The organism is Algoriphagus sp. 10J20-15 (assembly GCF_055809615.1).
In genome coordinates, this window is the sequence record NZ_JBVVUG010000046.1 from 1 (window position 1) to 14,167 (window position 14,167).

A 14,167-nucleotide genomic window follows, 5' to 3' on the forward strand; every position below is an offset into this window, starting at 1 on the left:
GGAAGTGGAACTGCAGCGGTAATTGAATTAGCTAGAATTATGGCTTCTCACGAGTTTTCTGCAACTATCATATTTGTGGCTTTTACCGGTGAAGAACAAGGCTTGAAAGGTGCTACCTATTTGGCAGATAAAGCAAAGTCCGAAGAGTGGAATCTGGCGGCTGTGCTAAACAACGATATAGTAGGTAATAGCAGCTCATCTGAAACGCTTATCAAAGACAACCTAAAAATGAGAGTTTTTTCAGAAACTATTCCTGCCGTAGAAACAGAACAAGAAGGAAATATCCGTCGCTATACGAATGCCGATAACGATAGTAAATCCCGTCAGCTAGCTCGCTACATCAAGGAGCAAGGAGAACGCTACGTTGACCAATTCGAGGTAAAATTGATTTACCGTGCTGATAGAATTCTTACGTGGCGGAGACCAAACTCCTTTTGCAAGGAATGCTTTCACAGCCGTGCGAATGTCTGAAATGAATGAAAACTTTATCCATCAGCATGAAAATGTTCGAGTGGAAGATGGAATTCATTATGGCGATTTGCCTGAATACATGGATTTTGAATATCTAAGAAAAGTGTCCGCAGTTAACCTAGCCTCTTTGGCTTCCTTAAGCCAATTCTCCCTGGACCAACCCCAAGAAGTGAAAATAGATGTTCGTGGCCTAAGTAATAAATCCACATTACTGTGGGAAGCACCAGAAATAGGCAAAGCAAAAGGTTATTATGTGTTAATGAGAGAAACTTCATCTCCGATGTGGGAGCAAAAATTCTGGACTACAGATACTTCTTTGACCTTGCCATATTCCAAGGACAACTACTTCTTTGCTGTACAATCTGTCTCTGAATCAGGTGCTGAAAGCCTACCTGTCTTCCCTACTCCACTTTCCAGATAAGGTAAATTCTTAATTGAATTAATTCCAAATTCAGCTAAAAACGTAGCAATGGGAACCTCATTGGTTATATTTAGTTTACTATATGAAACACTATAACTATGAAAGCTAAAGAAATCGTAACGCTACAGCGTTCATTGCTTGTCGATACAGAGAAACTGCTCAACAAACAGGTAGAAATGGAAGGTACTTCCTCTGCCTACTACTTATCCATGGCATCTTGGTGTCATATGATGGGTTATGAAAATTCGGCGAAATACCTCTATACTCATGCAGACGAAGAGAGGATGCATATGATGAAGATATTTCAGTACATCAATGAAGCTGGTGGACACGCCATTCAGCCTGAGATTACAGGGATTAGGCATAATTTCAATTCATTAAGAGAAATGTTTGAATTGATCCTTGAGCATGAAATCAACGTGACCAGATCTATCAACAATATTGTGGATCATGCATTTTCTAAAAAGGATTTTGCAACGTTTAGCTTTATGCAATGGTATGTGACCGAGCAAAGAGAAGAAGAGACAATGTCAAGAAGAGCTCTAGAACTTTTCGATATAATTGGTGAAGAAGGAGTTGGATTGTGGACTATTGATCAAGAACTTGGTAAGCTGCATGCAGCAGCCCATCCTACAGCTTAAATTTTAAAGCGACTTTCGAGTCGCTTTTTTTTTGACTATATTCTCCCATATGTCCAATAAAACTCAATATATTCATATCATCCTCTGACTATCAGCAGGTTGCCCTTGCTACTTTTGTATAGGTAGATTTTTTCTTATTCTACTTTCCTATATCTTAATGAAGATTTAACATCTTCGATCCCTTAACACCCCTAGTTGCTATGAGTTTTAACAAGAGTCAAGCGGCATTTTTCCAAGCTATCAAGCTTTCTTTACCTAGTTACAATTCTCTGGTTGACGAGATAGCTGAGATTTTAGAGATCAGTATAGATAGTGCTTATAGAAGGATTCGAGGTGAGAAATTACTTGATTTTACCGAGCTGGAAACACTTTGTGGTAGATTCAATATCTCTCTTGATACCTTCTTTAACCTGCAATCCAATAGTATTCTATTTCAGGGTAATCAAAATGATTATCAAGAGAATAGCTTTATGAGATGGATGGAAGATGTTTATGCACAGTTGAATCTGGTCAATAGCTTTTCTAAAAAACACATCTATTGGCTGGTTAAAGACATGCCTCCTTTTCATCATTACTATCATAAGGAATTAGCTGCATTCAAATTCTTTTTCTGGAGAAAATCGATCTTGTTCAATGAGAGCCTGAAAGACACTAAGTTTTCTATTGACGACAATTCCTATGATCAGTTTGCAGAAATCACCCAGAAAATCCTTAAAGCGTATCATAAAATCCCTACAACTGAAATCTGGAATATAGAAGGAATAAATATTACCCTCCGCCAAATTGAATTATATCATGAAATGGGAATTATGACTTCTACGAAAGACACAATTTTTCTGTATAACTGCATGATGGAGGTGATTGACAACTTGGAGAAAATGGCAGAAAAGGGTAAAAAGATTATCCCAGCCCATCCTGAAATGGAAGGGGCAGATTACAATTTTTTTGTAAATGAATTTATTATTGGCGACAACACTTTTTTTGCAACGATGGACGAGCAAAAGGTCACCTATTTAAATCACAGTGTCATTTACTTCCATGGAACATCCGACCCTGCTTTTAATAATGCTATGTTCAAAAATCTGGATAATCTGATCAAAAAATCAACCCAGATCAGTGTTGTTTGTGAAAAAGAGAGGAAACAATTCTTTAATAAATTGCGAAAAAAAGTGATAGAACGTATCAACGCAGTACCTCTCGAAGAAGAGTAAATCCTATTACTCAGCCAAATCTTTCGAATAAAGGAAAGAAACCACTACTTTTAAAGCTGAAGTAAGCCAATTATGAACAATTCAATAAAATACAGTTTAGCCAGCCTTGTCTTGGTTAGCACTTCATTTTTCTCCTGTCAGGAAAAAACTTCTGAACAAGTCATAGATGAAAACAAGATGGTTATTGCAAGCAATCCTGAACCTACTAAAAAAATAGAAGGCATGGCTTGGATTCCGGGTGGTGAATTCGTCATGGGAACCAATGAAGTTGATGCCTATTCTGCTGAGAAACCTGCCGTAAACTTAAAGGTAAAAGGATTTTGGATGGACACGCATGAGGTCACCAATGCTGAATTCAAGGAATTCGTAGACGCAACGGGATATATAACCCTAGCTGAGAAAAAACCAGAATGGGAAGATCTCAAAAAGCAATTACCTCCAGGTACACCTAAACCTGACGATGCACTTTTGGTAGCTGGATCTATGGTTTTCAGCCCACCACCCTACGCTGTCCCTACTCAGGATATTTCCTTGTGGTGGGTGTGGGTTGAAGGTGCCAGCTGGAAAAACCCTGAAGGTCCTGAATCAACTTTGGAAGGACGAGAAAATCACCCTGTAGTCCATATTGCTTTTGAAGATGCTAAAGCTTATGCAGATTGGGTAGGCAAAAGACTTCCTACAGAAAATGAATGGGAATTTGCTGCACGTGGTGGAGCTGAAGGAAAACGCTTTGCTTGGGGAGATGAATTGACTCCAAACGGCCAATACCTAGCGAACACTTTTCAGGGTAATTTCCCAAATGACAACCAAAATCTAGACGGATTTGAGGGAACTTCTCCGGTTAAATCATTTGCACCAAACACATTTGGACTATACGATATGATTGGAAATGTTTGGGAATTGACCGATGATTGGTATGATGCATTGAAATACGCCAGACTTGCTGAACAAGCCCCTAAACTAGATGCCAACATGAATCCTTGCTACAACCCTGATAACCCTTATGCAATGGAGCGTGTAATTAAAGGAGGCTCATATTTGTGCGCTGATAACTATTGCGTGAACTATCGTCCTTCTGCCCGTCAAGGACAGGCTTTTGATAGCGGAACTTCCAATGTAGGATTTAGATTGGTAAAGGACGCAGACGAGAAAGCGCTAAGCATGAAGTAATATAAAATAGACATCAAAAAAGGAGGTTTCTGAATCAGAAACCTCCTTTTTTGATTTTATAGCGGGATAACTCAAAGATACCCTTTTGTAATTCTTTGAATGTACTTTCCTAAGATATCAAATTCCAGATTGACTAGATCACCAGGTTGTAACTGATGAAAATTGGTGTGGTCAAAAGTGTAAGGAATAATAGCTACAGAAAATCTACCAGGCCCCGAATTGAAGCAGGTCAAACTTGTACCATTGATTGTGATTGATCCTTTTTCCACAGTGACATTTCCCAGGCTATGGTCAAACTCCAGATCAAATACCCACGAGCCATTCTGATCAGTAATATTTTTAACAGTTCCCACTTGATCCACATGACCTTGCACAATATGTCCATCAAAACGACCATTTGCAGGCATGCACCGCTCCAAATTAACCTTCTTCCCTACTTTCCATTGCGATAGATTTGTCTTCTGAATTGTCTCATCGATCGCTGTTACGCGATAGGATTCCGGAGTAGTTTGCACTACAGTTAGGCAAACACCATCATGGGCCAATGACTGATCTATTTTCAATTCAGAGGCCAGAGAGGATTCCAAATCAAAGTGAACATTGGTGCCATCCTGAGTTATATTATGTATTGTGCCAAAAGCTTCAATAATTCCTGTAAACATAGCGGTAAATTTAACTTTCAAAGTTTCAATGACTAAGCAACAAATGCCCTATTCAAGTTCAAATTAAGCCAAATATTCTTTTATCTTCGACCGCAGAACCATAAAACAACCATGCCCCTACTCAAACTCGAAGACACGTATTTACATAAAGGAAAACGTAGAGCTCTAGTGACTTTGCTACGGGAAAAAGGAATCAAAAACGAGCGTGTCCTCCAGGCTATCAACACATTACCCAGACATTTTTTCTTTGATTCTGCGCTGATTTCACATGCTTACGAAGACAAAGCCTTTCCAATAGGAGAAGGACAAACTATTTCACAGCCCTATACTGTAGCCTTCCAGACCGAACTGTTGGAGATCAAAGAAGGAGACCGAATTTTAGAAATCGGAACCGGTTCTGGATACCAAGGAAGCATCTTACATTTACTTGGGGCAGAAGTATTTACGATAGAATACCAGAAGAAATTATTCGAAGGCACCAAGCGATTCCTCACTAGACATGGGAATAGAAATGCATCTATTCTATGGAGACGGAACGGGTGGTTTGCCTGCTTATGCACCTTATGATAAAATAATTGTAACCGCTGGTGCTCCTGTGGTCCCTGAAGCGTTGATTCAACAATTGAAAATTGGTGGAATCTTGGTCATCCCAGTTGGCGATAAGCGTAAGCAAGCAATGCTGAAAATTACCAAGAAGTCCAGTACCCAAGTTGAGCAAGAAGAATTCGAAGGTTTTGCTTTTGTGCCACTTTTGGGAAAAGACGGTTGGGGATGAGGAAATTTCAAATTTGAAATTTTCAATTTGAAATTTCCGGCACACAACACTTCCTCGAAATAATATTCCGATAAAATCAATTCAATGGTTTTTCAGCCAAATTTTATTTCTATTTTTGTTAAAATTTAGATTTATGAGCACAAAGAAATTTGCAAGAGAATCCGCAGTGATAATGACCGAAATGGTCCTTCCAAATGACACCAATACATTGAACAACCTCATGGGTGGTAAACTTATGCATTGGATGGATGTCGTAGCTGCCATTGCTGCTCAAAAACATTCGAATAGCATCGTAGTGACTGCCTCAGCAGATAATATTTCATTCCAGCAACCAATAGCTCTGGGTAATGTAGTGACGCTAAAAGCTCAGGTAACACGTGCCTTCAACTCTTCCATGGAAGTTTTCATAGAAGTGACCGCAGAAGATATTCCTGCCAATAAAAAGGTGATGACACACCGCGCATTTTTCACATTTGTCGCTGTAAATGAGAATAATAAGCCTTCAAGAATTCCTGAGTTAGTTCCAGAAACTCCTGAAGAAATCGAAAACTTTGAAGGTGCTTTGAGAAGAAGACAATTGAGACTAGTATTGGCAAAAAGAATGAAGCCAGAAGATGCCGTGGAATTGAAATCCATTTTCAATTTGGATTGATTAGAATTCAACGGGATAAAAATAACTAGGGGTGATAGAGATATTACCCCTCTTTTTTTGTGTTAAGGCGAATTTTGAGCAATTTCCGACATGGAAAATATGAGTATTCAGGAGCTCCAGCATATCATTACCGAAGATCTTTTTTTCTTCGAAAAAGATCCTAAAGCCGATTTAGCAAAACAGGATTCAATTCACTCTGCAGAAGTAGAAAAACCAAAGACTCTTCCGAAAACAGTACATCTACCGGGTGCAACACCACCCAAAGAAGAACTTAAACCTGAACCCTTGCTGGTTCGTGGCAAATTCGAAAAAGGTATTCTTGTCCTGCATGAAGAGGCGCGGTTAAAACCGGAAGTGATGGAAATGTTGGTAAACATGATCAACGCTGTGGGACATTCCATGAATGAAGTTGGGATGCTTTCTTCCGCAGAACTAGAAGGTAGAACCCTAGCTGAGCTTTATGACCTAAATGCACACATCGTTCTTAAGTTCGGGCGTTTAAAACACCCCATCAATGCCTTACCCGCTTCGGATTATCAAGTTCATACAGAAAAGGAAACGGAATACCTTTTCGCAGATGCGCTCACAACAATTTCCGAAGACAAAGCACTCAAAGGAAAGCTTTGGAACACTCTTAAAGTACTATTTAACATTTCTAAAAAATAATGAGCCTCACACCGCAACAACATACCTGGGCAAAGCGCTTTCGTTGGATTTCACTTATTGAAGGTACATCAACGCTAGTTTTATTTTTCATTGCTATGCCTCTCAAATACATGTGGGACTATCCGCTAGCTGTCACTTATGTAGGATCTATTCATGGAGCTCTTTTCATTATTTACATCTGCACGGTTTTTCCGACGGCTCATAAGTTAAAATGGAATTTCAGTAGAACATTCTTTGCTATTATCGCTTCAATTTTGCCATTTGGACCATTTATTTTTGATAGGAACCTAAAAAGCAGTCAACACGTGGAATTGTAAACAATGGCATTAATCAGCAAAAAGAAGCGCATATACCCTATCAGCCCTGGACTACGACGCTACCTGATTAAGTATTCCCGTGAAGTGGATATTCCAATCCACTATTATGAATTGCTACGTTATTCCAGTTCTATTGCACTTTACGATTCAAAGGAACAAGACACTCTTTGGGAAACGGTTTTCTACGATCAATCCGATCGTGAGGAAATTCACCTGAACGTCAAAAAGATCTATGCCCTCCTGAAAGCAGGTGGAGATATGTCTGTCATGGAGCATCTATATGTGGACAGAATTGATCTGTGTGTTTATGGGAATACCCAGCCTTTCCGTGTGAGAATTGTAAACAGAATCAACGATAACTTTGATTACTTCTATGTCAAAAATGCTGATGCGTCACGTGTGTATGGGCTGGAATTTGAGCATTTACTTTCACCAAATAGGATTTCTTACCTCGTTCATCAAAACACATTGATAGAGGAACATATCGCTGGAATTTCCTGGAGATAAGTTCATGCGTGCTCACATGACGGATCCGCATTTGAATCCCATTCGATTAGCCAAGGAATTTGTCAAATTCAACGAGCGTTGCTTCGTGAGATTACTTGGAGATATGCACTCCTCTAATTTTGTGATAGACGTTACTCCTGATTTCGAGGAGACGCATTATAGAATCCGGGCAATAGATTTTGATCAGCAATCGTATGAGGGGAAAAAGTCCATTTACCTGCCCCAATATTTTAAGGAAAACAATGTGCTGATTCAATTGGGGATGAAATACATCACTCCGGAATCCATGGTGCAATACCAGAAAGAAGAGCGAGCATTAATTGCTACTCGACTCAAATCTTCCCGGCAAGGCATCCTAGATATTTTGCGTTCTATGGAACATGATACGATTTCCTTACCGGAGAATATAGCATCCCTGAAAATCGATTTAGCCAAACATTATGGAAATGATAAGTTCCTGGAATGCAAGAACATGGGGCAAATCATGAAAACTAGTCTTGAGGAACTTATTAAGAAATAATTGTTCTTATTTTATCAATTTTCGTAAGTAACCTCCGTAGCCACTTTTCCCTAATTTATCTGCAGCTTGCAGTAGCTTTTCTTCCCCGATAAACCCAGCTCTATAGGCGATTTCTTCGATGCAGCCAATCTTCAATCCTTGTCGCTCTTCTATTACTTCTACGAATTGAGCTGCTTGCAAAAGTGACTGATGAGTTCCGGTATCTAGCCAAGCGGTTCCTCTATTTAGGATAGCAACTTGCAGCTCACCCATTTTCAAATACTCCGTATTGATATCCGTGATTTCGAGTTCACCACGGGGGCTTGGTTCGATTTTCTTGGCAATTTCCACCACTCTATTATCGTAAAAGTGGAAAGCCCAGGTACAGCGAAATTTGATTTTGGATTTTCTGGCTTCTCTTCGATAGAAATTGCTTTCTGATCATCATCAAATTCCACAACTCCGTATCGCTCAGGATCATTGACATGATAGGCAAATACTACTCCACCCTTTGGATTGGTGTGTTCCTTCAGCGTATTGTGAAGACCAGATCCGTAGAATATATTATCGCCCAATATCAAAGCAACATCATCGTCCCCAATAAACTTCTCTCCAATAATAAAAGCCTGAGCCAAGCCATCAGGGCTAGGCTGAACAGCATATTCAAACCTGCAACCAACTTGTGATCCATCACCTAATAATCGCTGAAATGCATCAGTATCTTCCGGTGTAGTAATGATTAGTACCTCAGTAATTCCTGCCATCATGAGCACCGAAAGCGGATAATAAATCATCGGCTTGTCATAGATTGGCATCAGCTGCTTACTTACCGATATGGTCAAAGGATAAAGACGAGTTCCAGACCCACCGGCCAAAATAATTCCCTTCATATAGTTAGTTGAATAAGTTTTGAGTTTCAATTCCCTTTTATTCCAAAAATGGATCCAAATCTATCCACTGCCAATGCGATAAATGAGGAATTTTAGAAATAGTCAAGACAATAATCAGAGATAAAAGACAGAAATTAACCTTAGATTAAGGCTTAAAGCTACTGAAAGCCCAATAATTAAAAAAATAAGATAACAAATCTAGAGAATGAAGGTACTTTTTGCGGCTTTGGGAACACGTGGAGATATCGAGCCATTTTTGGCTCAGGCTGAGATTTTTGCTGAGGCGGGTCAGGAAGTTACTTGCCTTTTCCCGGAGCAATTTAGAGAATCCGTGACCCAACTTGGGTATGATTTCATCGGCTTTGACAAAGGCTTTCTGGAATTGCTGGAATCCCAAAGCGGCAAAAATATTATGGGAGGCGGAGGAAATGCTTGGAAGCAGCTCAAAAACTATTTCAAACTAGCCAAAAACTCTCTCAGTTTACAACATCTACTGATAGCCCAGCAGCGTGATGCGCTCAACAATCTTAATCCCGATAGAATCGTGTTTCACGCCAAATGCCTGTATTATATTATAGCTGCTATGGCTAATCCGACTCGATTTACTTTTCTCACTCCCATTCCATGCCTCACGCACACCTCTTCAGAATATCCTCACATTGGTTTTGGAAAGTGGAAACCCTTTAGTAAAATCTGGAATTTAAAATCGTATAGCCTCGTAAATGCATCTAGAAGGCTGGCAATGAAGAAATTTATCGGTAGGTATTATTCAGATTTTCCTTCAATTGAAATCAGCAGCAATACCATTAAAGACTTTGAACTTACTCAACTACAAACCATCTATACTGTGTCTCCAGCACTTTTTCCGAGACCAGAGAATTGGCCAGAGACCGCAAAAATCGTAGGCTACTTTTTCAGAAACCAAGTCAAGGCATTTCAGCCAGCCCGAGAGCTGGAAGACTGGCTGCAGAAATATCCAAAAGCTATCTTGCTCACTTTTGGGTCAATGAGTAATACTAAGCCTAAAGAACACTCTAAAGCGATCATCAATCTTCTCCAAAAAAACAAAATCCCAACTATTGTAAATACATCTTGGGGTGGCCTGGAGCAAATCGAAAACAGTGAGGAATCCATTTTCTATGTCAATCAAATACCTTACGACTGGATACTTCCACAGCTTTATGGAATTATACATCATGGAGGCTCTGGCACTACGCACCAAGGAGCAGCACATGGCTGTGTGCAAATGATTGTTCCTCACATAATCGATCAATATTTTTGGAATAGAATTATAGAAAACCGTAGATTAGGACCACTAGGAATAAGTATTCATAACTTGGACATAAGGAAATTTGAGATAGCTTTGATTGACTTTTGGACAAATCCTGAATATGCGGCAAATGCAAAGAAGATCGCCGGAAGGATTAAACTTGAAACCAATAGGGATACCGTACTCAACTTTGTTTTGAATCCAACATCAAGCTAAATGAAAATCAAAACTATACTCTCTTTCTTCATCTCTACACTTCTATTCGGGGCTTGCCAATCAGATAATGAGATTATTTTTGAACCTCAGGTCACTGAAGCATACAGGCCAGTTTACCATTTCACACCGGAATCGGGCTGGATGAACGATCCCAATGGACTTGTGTATCTGGATGGGGAATACCACCTTTTTTACCAATATTATCCAGACAGCACAGTCTGGGGGCCTATGCATTGGGGACATGCTGTCTCTATAGATATGGTGGATTGGGAGCCACTTCCGATAGCGCTCTATCCGGATAGTCTAGGCTATATTTTCTCAGGAAGTGCGGTAGTCGATACCGAAAACAGTTCTGGGTTAGGGACAACGGACAATCCTCCCCTAGTAGCCATTTTCACCTATCATGATGCTGAACTAGCCAATACAGATTCCGAGACATTTCAGAGTCAGGCAATCGCCTTTTCGCTGGATAAGGGTAGGACTTGGGAGAAATATGCAGAAAACCCTGTATTAGCTAACCCTGGAATTCGTGATTTTCGCGATCCAAAAGTCTCTCAGCTCACCAATCCAAATGGTTCTAAATCATGGATAATGACTCTGGCAGTTCTCGATCATATTAATTTCTACAGCTCACCGGATTTAAAAAATTGGTCCTTATTAAGTGAATTTGGACAAACGATTGGTGCACATGGTGGAGTTTGGGAATGTCCGGATTTACTTCCTTTCAAAACACCATCAGGAGAGGAGAAATGGGTTTTGCTAGTTAGCATAAACCCAGGTGGCCCACAAAACGGCTCTGCAACTCAATACTTTATCGGGGATTTTGAAAATGGGCAGTTCATGCCAGATGACAATATGATCCGATGGATTGACTACGGCCCTGACAACTACGCTGGCGTCACTTGGAGTAACCTTCCTAATGAGCAAAACAGAACCCTCTTCATTGGATGGATGAGTAATTGGCTATATGCAAATGAAGTTCCTACGAAAGCTTGGAGATCTGCAATGACAGTTCCCAGAGAGTTGAGTTTATTTGATGTAGATGGGACTTTGCTATTGAAATCATCTCCTGCACAAGAGCTTGAACAATTACGATCTGCTGAGTTTGGGATCAACGGAGAGAGTTCTTCTCTACCATCTGAGGCAGTAGAAATCACTGCTGCTATAGAATCTGATACTTTCTTGATGACATTCTCAAATGAAAATGGTGAAAGTCTAATTATCTCAAAGGAGAATGGATTGGTAAGTATAGACCGTAGAGATGCAGGAAATAGTGATTTTAATAATGATTTTAGTGCAATGCACTCCGCTCCTATGAGCTGGGAAGCAAAAGACATTCGAATTTTTATGGATGCTTCATCAATTGAATTATTCGTAAATGATGGAGAGTTAGTAATGACTTCCATTTTATTTCCGTCTAGTCCTTGGAACAAGCTAGAGATTTCCGACAATCTCAATGCCTTAAAAATATACAACTTGAAAAAATAAGATAGTGGGCCTTTGCCTTCACGAAGTATTTTAATAGGTATATCCGCTTTTCTACCAGTAAGGTGGCAAAAGCAATGTAAGATCTGTTAAACTTAAGATTTGGGGCCACTTCGGTCATCGGTCTTCCAACCTGATAAGCAAAGAATCTAAGGTGACTGGCATCATTGCGGATAATCATAATTTTAATTTACCTTTATTCTTTATTTCAACACAAATGAAAAAACAGCTGTCATTCCTAGTAATTTCCCTGAGTTGGGTGATCTGGTTTATAGCTGTTTTCGCATTTCCTGTCTCAACTACCTCTACCCATACAGACTTCTCCCACGATTCTGTATCCAATCATATACAGCTTAGTGCTAATCCATTAAGCGCAGGTATTGACATACTTAAAATTCCCGAATTTAAAGTAGACTGGAGCTTAAACTACAAGTTAAATTCCGATTACCAATTTGAATTTATCAGTCCATACAAGGCTTATTTATCGCCTTCATTTTTCAAAAAGTCACTTCCACTTTTCGACGTTAAAGACACTTTTATACATTTTTTCTACACTTGGTAAAATAACATAGAATCCAGTTCAGCGATCCAAAATCGCATAAAATTCTATTCATTTTAACCAATTTCCTATGATCTCAATAGATCCAGTTACACTCGCTGTGACTTCATTTGCTATGGTGGCTACTGCTTCACCATTTGTATATTACAGTTATAAAATCAAAAAGTTAAACTCAGCTAATCTCGCCTCATTTGAGGAGTTTGCTAGCGCTAATAACTCCTTCCCTACACAGCATGAACGTTGGAGAAATCATTACCATCTCGGCTTAGATATTCAACATAAAAAGTTGATATATCACAGATTTGGAAGCTATCCTGAGCAAAGCATGGTGGACCTCAAAGAGGTAAACAAAGTAAGTATTCAAGAGAAAAGTCGCATGGTAAAGGTAGGTAAGGAGAAGCGTCATATTCTTGAATACCTTGCCTTGCAATTTCATTTTAAGGACTCAAGTCATTCTCCGAAAACAATAGAAATGTATGATGGAGAGCTATTTACTGATGTTGCTGGAGAACGTGGAATTGCCGAAAAATGGCAAAAAATACTTGAAAAACAGCTAAAGGATTAATCCTTTTAATCCTTAAAAAATGGTGTCAAATGACTCTAAAATATCATAAATGATTCGATTGATTATGCAAGACCCGGTTAGCTAACTGGGTCTTTTTTTATTAATCTGCTTTCCGTTTTATAACTCAAAAATCGATAATTTGTAAATCTTAAACATTCCAGTTTTTAATCCAATTATGTCAGATACCCCTATTCATAAAGAGTATTCCAACGGAGAAGTTACCATCACTTGGGAACCACATAAATGCATTCATTCCAAAAATTGTGTCAAAGGCCTCCCTTCTGTATTTGATTTTGAAAAAAGACCTTGGGTAAAAGCAGATGGAGCAAGTACGGAGGAAATTGTAAAGCAAATAGATAAATGCCCAAGTGGTGCACTTGGCTACTATTTCAAAGAAGAAAAAGAAACAAGCTCAGGAGATGTGATGTCTGAGCAATTGGTGGAAGTAATGCCTAACGGTCCTTTGATGGTCTATGGAAACCTGAAGGTTAAGCTCCCTAATGGTCATATCAAAAACCAAAGTAAGGTCTCAGCTTTTTGCAGATGTGGTTCCAGTCAAAACAAACCTTTCTGTGATGGCACACATAAGAAAATTAATTTCCAAGGATAAAGGCAGTATAGATGCGTAAAGTACTTGTTCTTTTTGCCCACCCTAAATTTGAGCATTCCGAGGTAAATCAAGCGTTAATTCAAGCTATTTCAGGAATTGAAAACATTGAAATTCGAGATTTATACGAACTATATCCTGATTTCAATATTTCCATTCAAGCTGAGCAAGAAGCACTTTTTGAGGCTGAGGTAGTCATTTGGCATCATCCTATTTATTGGTATTCCTGTCCTCCGCTCATGAAGCAGTGGATAGATCTGGTGTTGGAGTTTGGCTGGGCGTATGGGACCAGGAGGTATTTATCTCAAAGGAAAATACATCGCAAATGCCATCACTTCAGGTGGATCTCAGGAAGCGTATCAATACGATGGAAGAAATAAGTATAAAATTGAAGACTTTCTAAGGCCATTTGAGCAAACTGCAAGATTGTGTAACATGACTTATTTACCTCCTTTCCAAGTGGCTGGAACTCATAAAATCTCCGCCCTTGATCTCAAGGAAAAAGCAAATTCCTATCGGGAATTTCTCCTAGAACTTCGAGACGCAGCTGACCTCTCTTACCTTAAAAATCTCTAATATCTAA

The 14,167-nt window shown here is 39.3% G+C and carries 14 protein-coding genes and 4 pseudogenes; 16 read left to right on the top strand and 2 right to left on the bottom strand.

Going from position 1 to position 14,167, the window contains the following annotated elements:
* The 4 genes and pseudogenes from AC0L6R_RS21005 to AC0L6R_RS21020 form a co-directional block, all read left to right on the top strand.
* Nucleotides 1-892: pseudogene (locus AC0L6R_RS21005) on the top strand (M28 family peptidase); the annotation flags it as partial.
* 98 nt (nt 893-990) lie between these two features.
* Entirely contained in the window at nt 991-1,533 is a 543-nt protein-coding gene (locus AC0L6R_RS21010) for a ferritin (RefSeq protein ID WP_473273002.1), read from the top strand.
* 200 nt (nt 1,534-1,733) lie between these two features.
* Nucleotides 1,734-2,744: a hypothetical protein gene (locus AC0L6R_RS21015; protein ID WP_283411105.1), complete on the top strand. Its 1,011-nt coding sequence runs from the start codon at nt 1,734-1,736 to the stop codon at nt 2,742-2,744.
* 72 nt (nt 2,745-2,816) lie between these two features.
* On the top strand, nt 2,817-3,914 hold the full coding sequence (locus tag AC0L6R_RS21020) for a formylglycine-generating enzyme family protein (protein WP_473273003.1): 1,098 nt from the start codon (nt 2,817-2,819) through the stop codon (nt 3,912-3,914).
* 71 nt (nt 3,915-3,985) lie between these two features.
* Here AC0L6R_RS21020 and AC0L6R_RS21025 read toward each other — a convergent pair whose 3' ends face one another.
* A complete protein-coding gene (locus AC0L6R_RS21025; RefSeq protein WP_473273004.1) occupies nt 3,986-4,576 on the bottom strand; it encodes a riboflavin synthase in 591 nt (196 codons plus the stop codon).
* Nucleotides 4,577-4,687: 111 nt separating this feature from the next.
* On the opposite strand from AC0L6R_RS21025, the pseudogene AC0L6R_RS21030 reads away from it, so the two are divergent.
* The 5 genes and pseudogenes from AC0L6R_RS21030 to AC0L6R_RS21050 all read left to right on the top strand — a co-directional run bounded on the left by AC0L6R_RS21030 (nt 4,688) and on the right by AC0L6R_RS21050 (nt 8,013).
* Nucleotides 4,688-5,351 (top strand): annotated as a pseudogene (locus AC0L6R_RS21030) (protein-L-isoaspartate(D-aspartate) O-methyltransferase).
* 133 nt (nt 5,352-5,484) lie between these two features.
* Nucleotides 5,485-6,003 (top strand): acyl-CoA thioesterase, encoded by a 519-nt coding sequence (locus AC0L6R_RS21035; RefSeq protein WP_091696788.1) that lies wholly within the window; start codon nt 5,485-5,487, stop codon nt 6,001-6,003.
* A 99-nt stretch (nt 6,004-6,102) separates the two neighbouring features.
* A complete protein-coding gene (locus tag AC0L6R_RS21040) occupies nt 6,103-6,669 on the top strand; it encodes a hypothetical protein (protein WP_283411109.1) in 567 nt (188 codons plus the stop codon).
* On the top strand, nt 6,669-6,986 hold the full coding sequence (locus AC0L6R_RS21045) for a DUF3817 domain-containing protein (RefSeq protein ID WP_283411110.1): 318 nt from the start codon (nt 6,669-6,671) through the stop codon (nt 6,984-6,986). Before AC0L6R_RS21040 ends, AC0L6R_RS21045 begins: the two co-directional genes overlap by 1 nt.
* 3 nt (nt 6,987-6,989) lie before the next feature.
* Nucleotides 6,990-8,013 (top strand): annotated as a pseudogene (locus AC0L6R_RS21050) (hypothetical protein).
* A 6-nt stretch (nt 8,014-8,019) separates the two neighbouring features.
* Here the strand turns inward: AC0L6R_RS21050 and rfbA are convergent.
* Nucleotides 8,020-8,882, bottom strand: a pseudogene (gene rfbA / locus AC0L6R_RS21055) (glucose-1-phosphate thymidylyltransferase RfbA).
* 205 nt (nt 8,883-9,087) lie between these two features.
* On the opposite strand from rfbA, the gene AC0L6R_RS21060 reads away from it, so the two are divergent.
* The 7 genes from AC0L6R_RS21060 (at nt 9,088) to AC0L6R_RS21090 (ending at nt 14,160) form a co-directional block, all read left to right on the top strand.
* Nucleotides 9,088-10,368 carry a glycosyltransferase gene (locus tag AC0L6R_RS21060; RefSeq protein WP_473273005.1) on the top strand — a complete coding sequence of 427 codons (1,281 nt, stop codon included), beginning with the start codon at nt 9,088-9,090 and terminating at the stop codon, nt 10,366-10,368.
* Nucleotides 10,369-11,856 (top strand): glycoside hydrolase family 32 protein, encoded by a 1,488-nt coding sequence (locus AC0L6R_RS21065; RefSeq protein ID WP_473273006.1) that lies wholly within the window; start codon nt 10,369-10,371, stop codon nt 11,854-11,856.
* 214 nt (nt 11,857-12,070) lie between these two features.
* On the top strand, nt 12,071-12,415 hold the full coding sequence (locus AC0L6R_RS21070; RefSeq protein ID WP_473273007.1) for a hypothetical protein: 345 nt from the start codon (nt 12,071-12,073) through the stop codon (nt 12,413-12,415).
* Between the two features lie 67 nt (nt 12,416-12,482).
* Nucleotides 12,483-12,977: a hypothetical protein gene (locus AC0L6R_RS21075; protein ID WP_473273008.1), complete on the top strand. Its 495-nt coding sequence runs from the start codon at nt 12,483-12,485 to the stop codon at nt 12,975-12,977.
* A 175-nt stretch (nt 12,978-13,152) separates the two neighbouring features.
* Complete coding sequence (locus AC0L6R_RS21080; RefSeq protein ID WP_283411118.1) at nt 13,153-13,587, top strand: (4Fe-4S)-binding protein; 435 nt, start codon at nt 13,153-13,155, stop codon at nt 13,585-13,587.
* 11 nt (nt 13,588-13,598) lie between these two features.
* Nucleotides 13,599-13,964, top strand: coding sequence for an NAD(P)H-dependent oxidoreductase (locus tag AC0L6R_RS21085; RefSeq protein WP_473273009.1), 366 nt, complete (start codon nt 13,599-13,601; stop codon nt 13,962-13,964).
* Nucleotides 13,867-14,160: an NAD(P)H-dependent oxidoreductase gene (locus AC0L6R_RS21090; RefSeq protein WP_473273010.1), complete on the top strand. Its 294-nt coding sequence runs from the start codon at nt 13,867-13,869 to the stop codon at nt 14,158-14,160. The genes AC0L6R_RS21085 and AC0L6R_RS21090 overlap by 98 nt, the downstream gene beginning before the upstream one ends.
* Nucleotides 14,161-14,167 lie beyond the last annotated feature (7 nt).

Excerpts from the sequence above, each read along its gene's own strand:
- AC0L6R_RS21085 (WP_473273009.1), top strand. The coding sequence starts at position 13,599 with ATGCGTAAAGTACTTGTTCTTTTTGCCCACCCTAAATTTGAGCATTCC.
- AC0L6R_RS21080 (WP_283411118.1), top strand. The coding sequence starts at position 13,153 with ATGTCAGATACCCCTATTCATAAAGAGTATTCCAACGGAGAAGTTACC.
- AC0L6R_RS21025 (WP_473273004.1), bottom strand. The coding sequence starts at position 4,576 with ATGTTTACAGGAATTATTGAAGCTTTTGGCACAATACATAATATAACT.
- AC0L6R_RS21060 (WP_473273005.1), top strand. The coding sequence starts at position 9,088 with ATGAAGGTACTTTTTGCGGCTTTGGGAACACGTGGAGATATCGAGCCA.
- AC0L6R_RS21090 (WP_473273010.1), top strand. The coding sequence starts at position 13,867 with ATGGGACCAGGAGGTATTTATCTCAAAGGAAAATACATCGCAAATGCC.
- AC0L6R_RS21040 (WP_283411109.1), top strand. The coding sequence starts at position 6,103 with ATGAGTATTCAGGAGCTCCAGCATATCATTACCGAAGATCTTTTTTTC.
- AC0L6R_RS21015 (WP_283411105.1), top strand. The coding sequence starts at position 1,734 with ATGAGTTTTAACAAGAGTCAAGCGGCATTTTTCCAAGCTATCAAGCTT.
- AC0L6R_RS21010 (WP_473273002.1), top strand. The coding sequence starts at position 991 with ATGAAAGCTAAAGAAATCGTAACGCTACAGCGTTCATTGCTTGTCGAT.
- AC0L6R_RS21065 (WP_473273006.1), top strand. The coding sequence starts at position 10,369 with ATGAAAATCAAAACTATACTCTCTTTCTTCATCTCTACACTTCTATTC.
- AC0L6R_RS21020 (WP_473273003.1), top strand. The coding sequence starts at position 2,817 with ATGAACAATTCAATAAAATACAGTTTAGCCAGCCTTGTCTTGGTTAGC.
- AC0L6R_RS21070 (WP_473273007.1), top strand. The coding sequence starts at position 12,071 with ATGAAAAAACAGCTGTCATTCCTAGTAATTTCCCTGAGTTGGGTGATC.
- AC0L6R_RS21075 (WP_473273008.1), top strand. The coding sequence starts at position 12,483 with ATGATCTCAATAGATCCAGTTACACTCGCTGTGACTTCATTTGCTATG.
- AC0L6R_RS21035 (WP_091696788.1), top strand. The coding sequence starts at position 5,485 with ATGAGCACAAAGAAATTTGCAAGAGAATCCGCAGTGATAATGACCGAA.
- AC0L6R_RS21045 (WP_283411110.1), top strand. The coding sequence starts at position 6,669 with ATGAGCCTCACACCGCAACAACATACCTGGGCAAAGCGCTTTCGTTGG.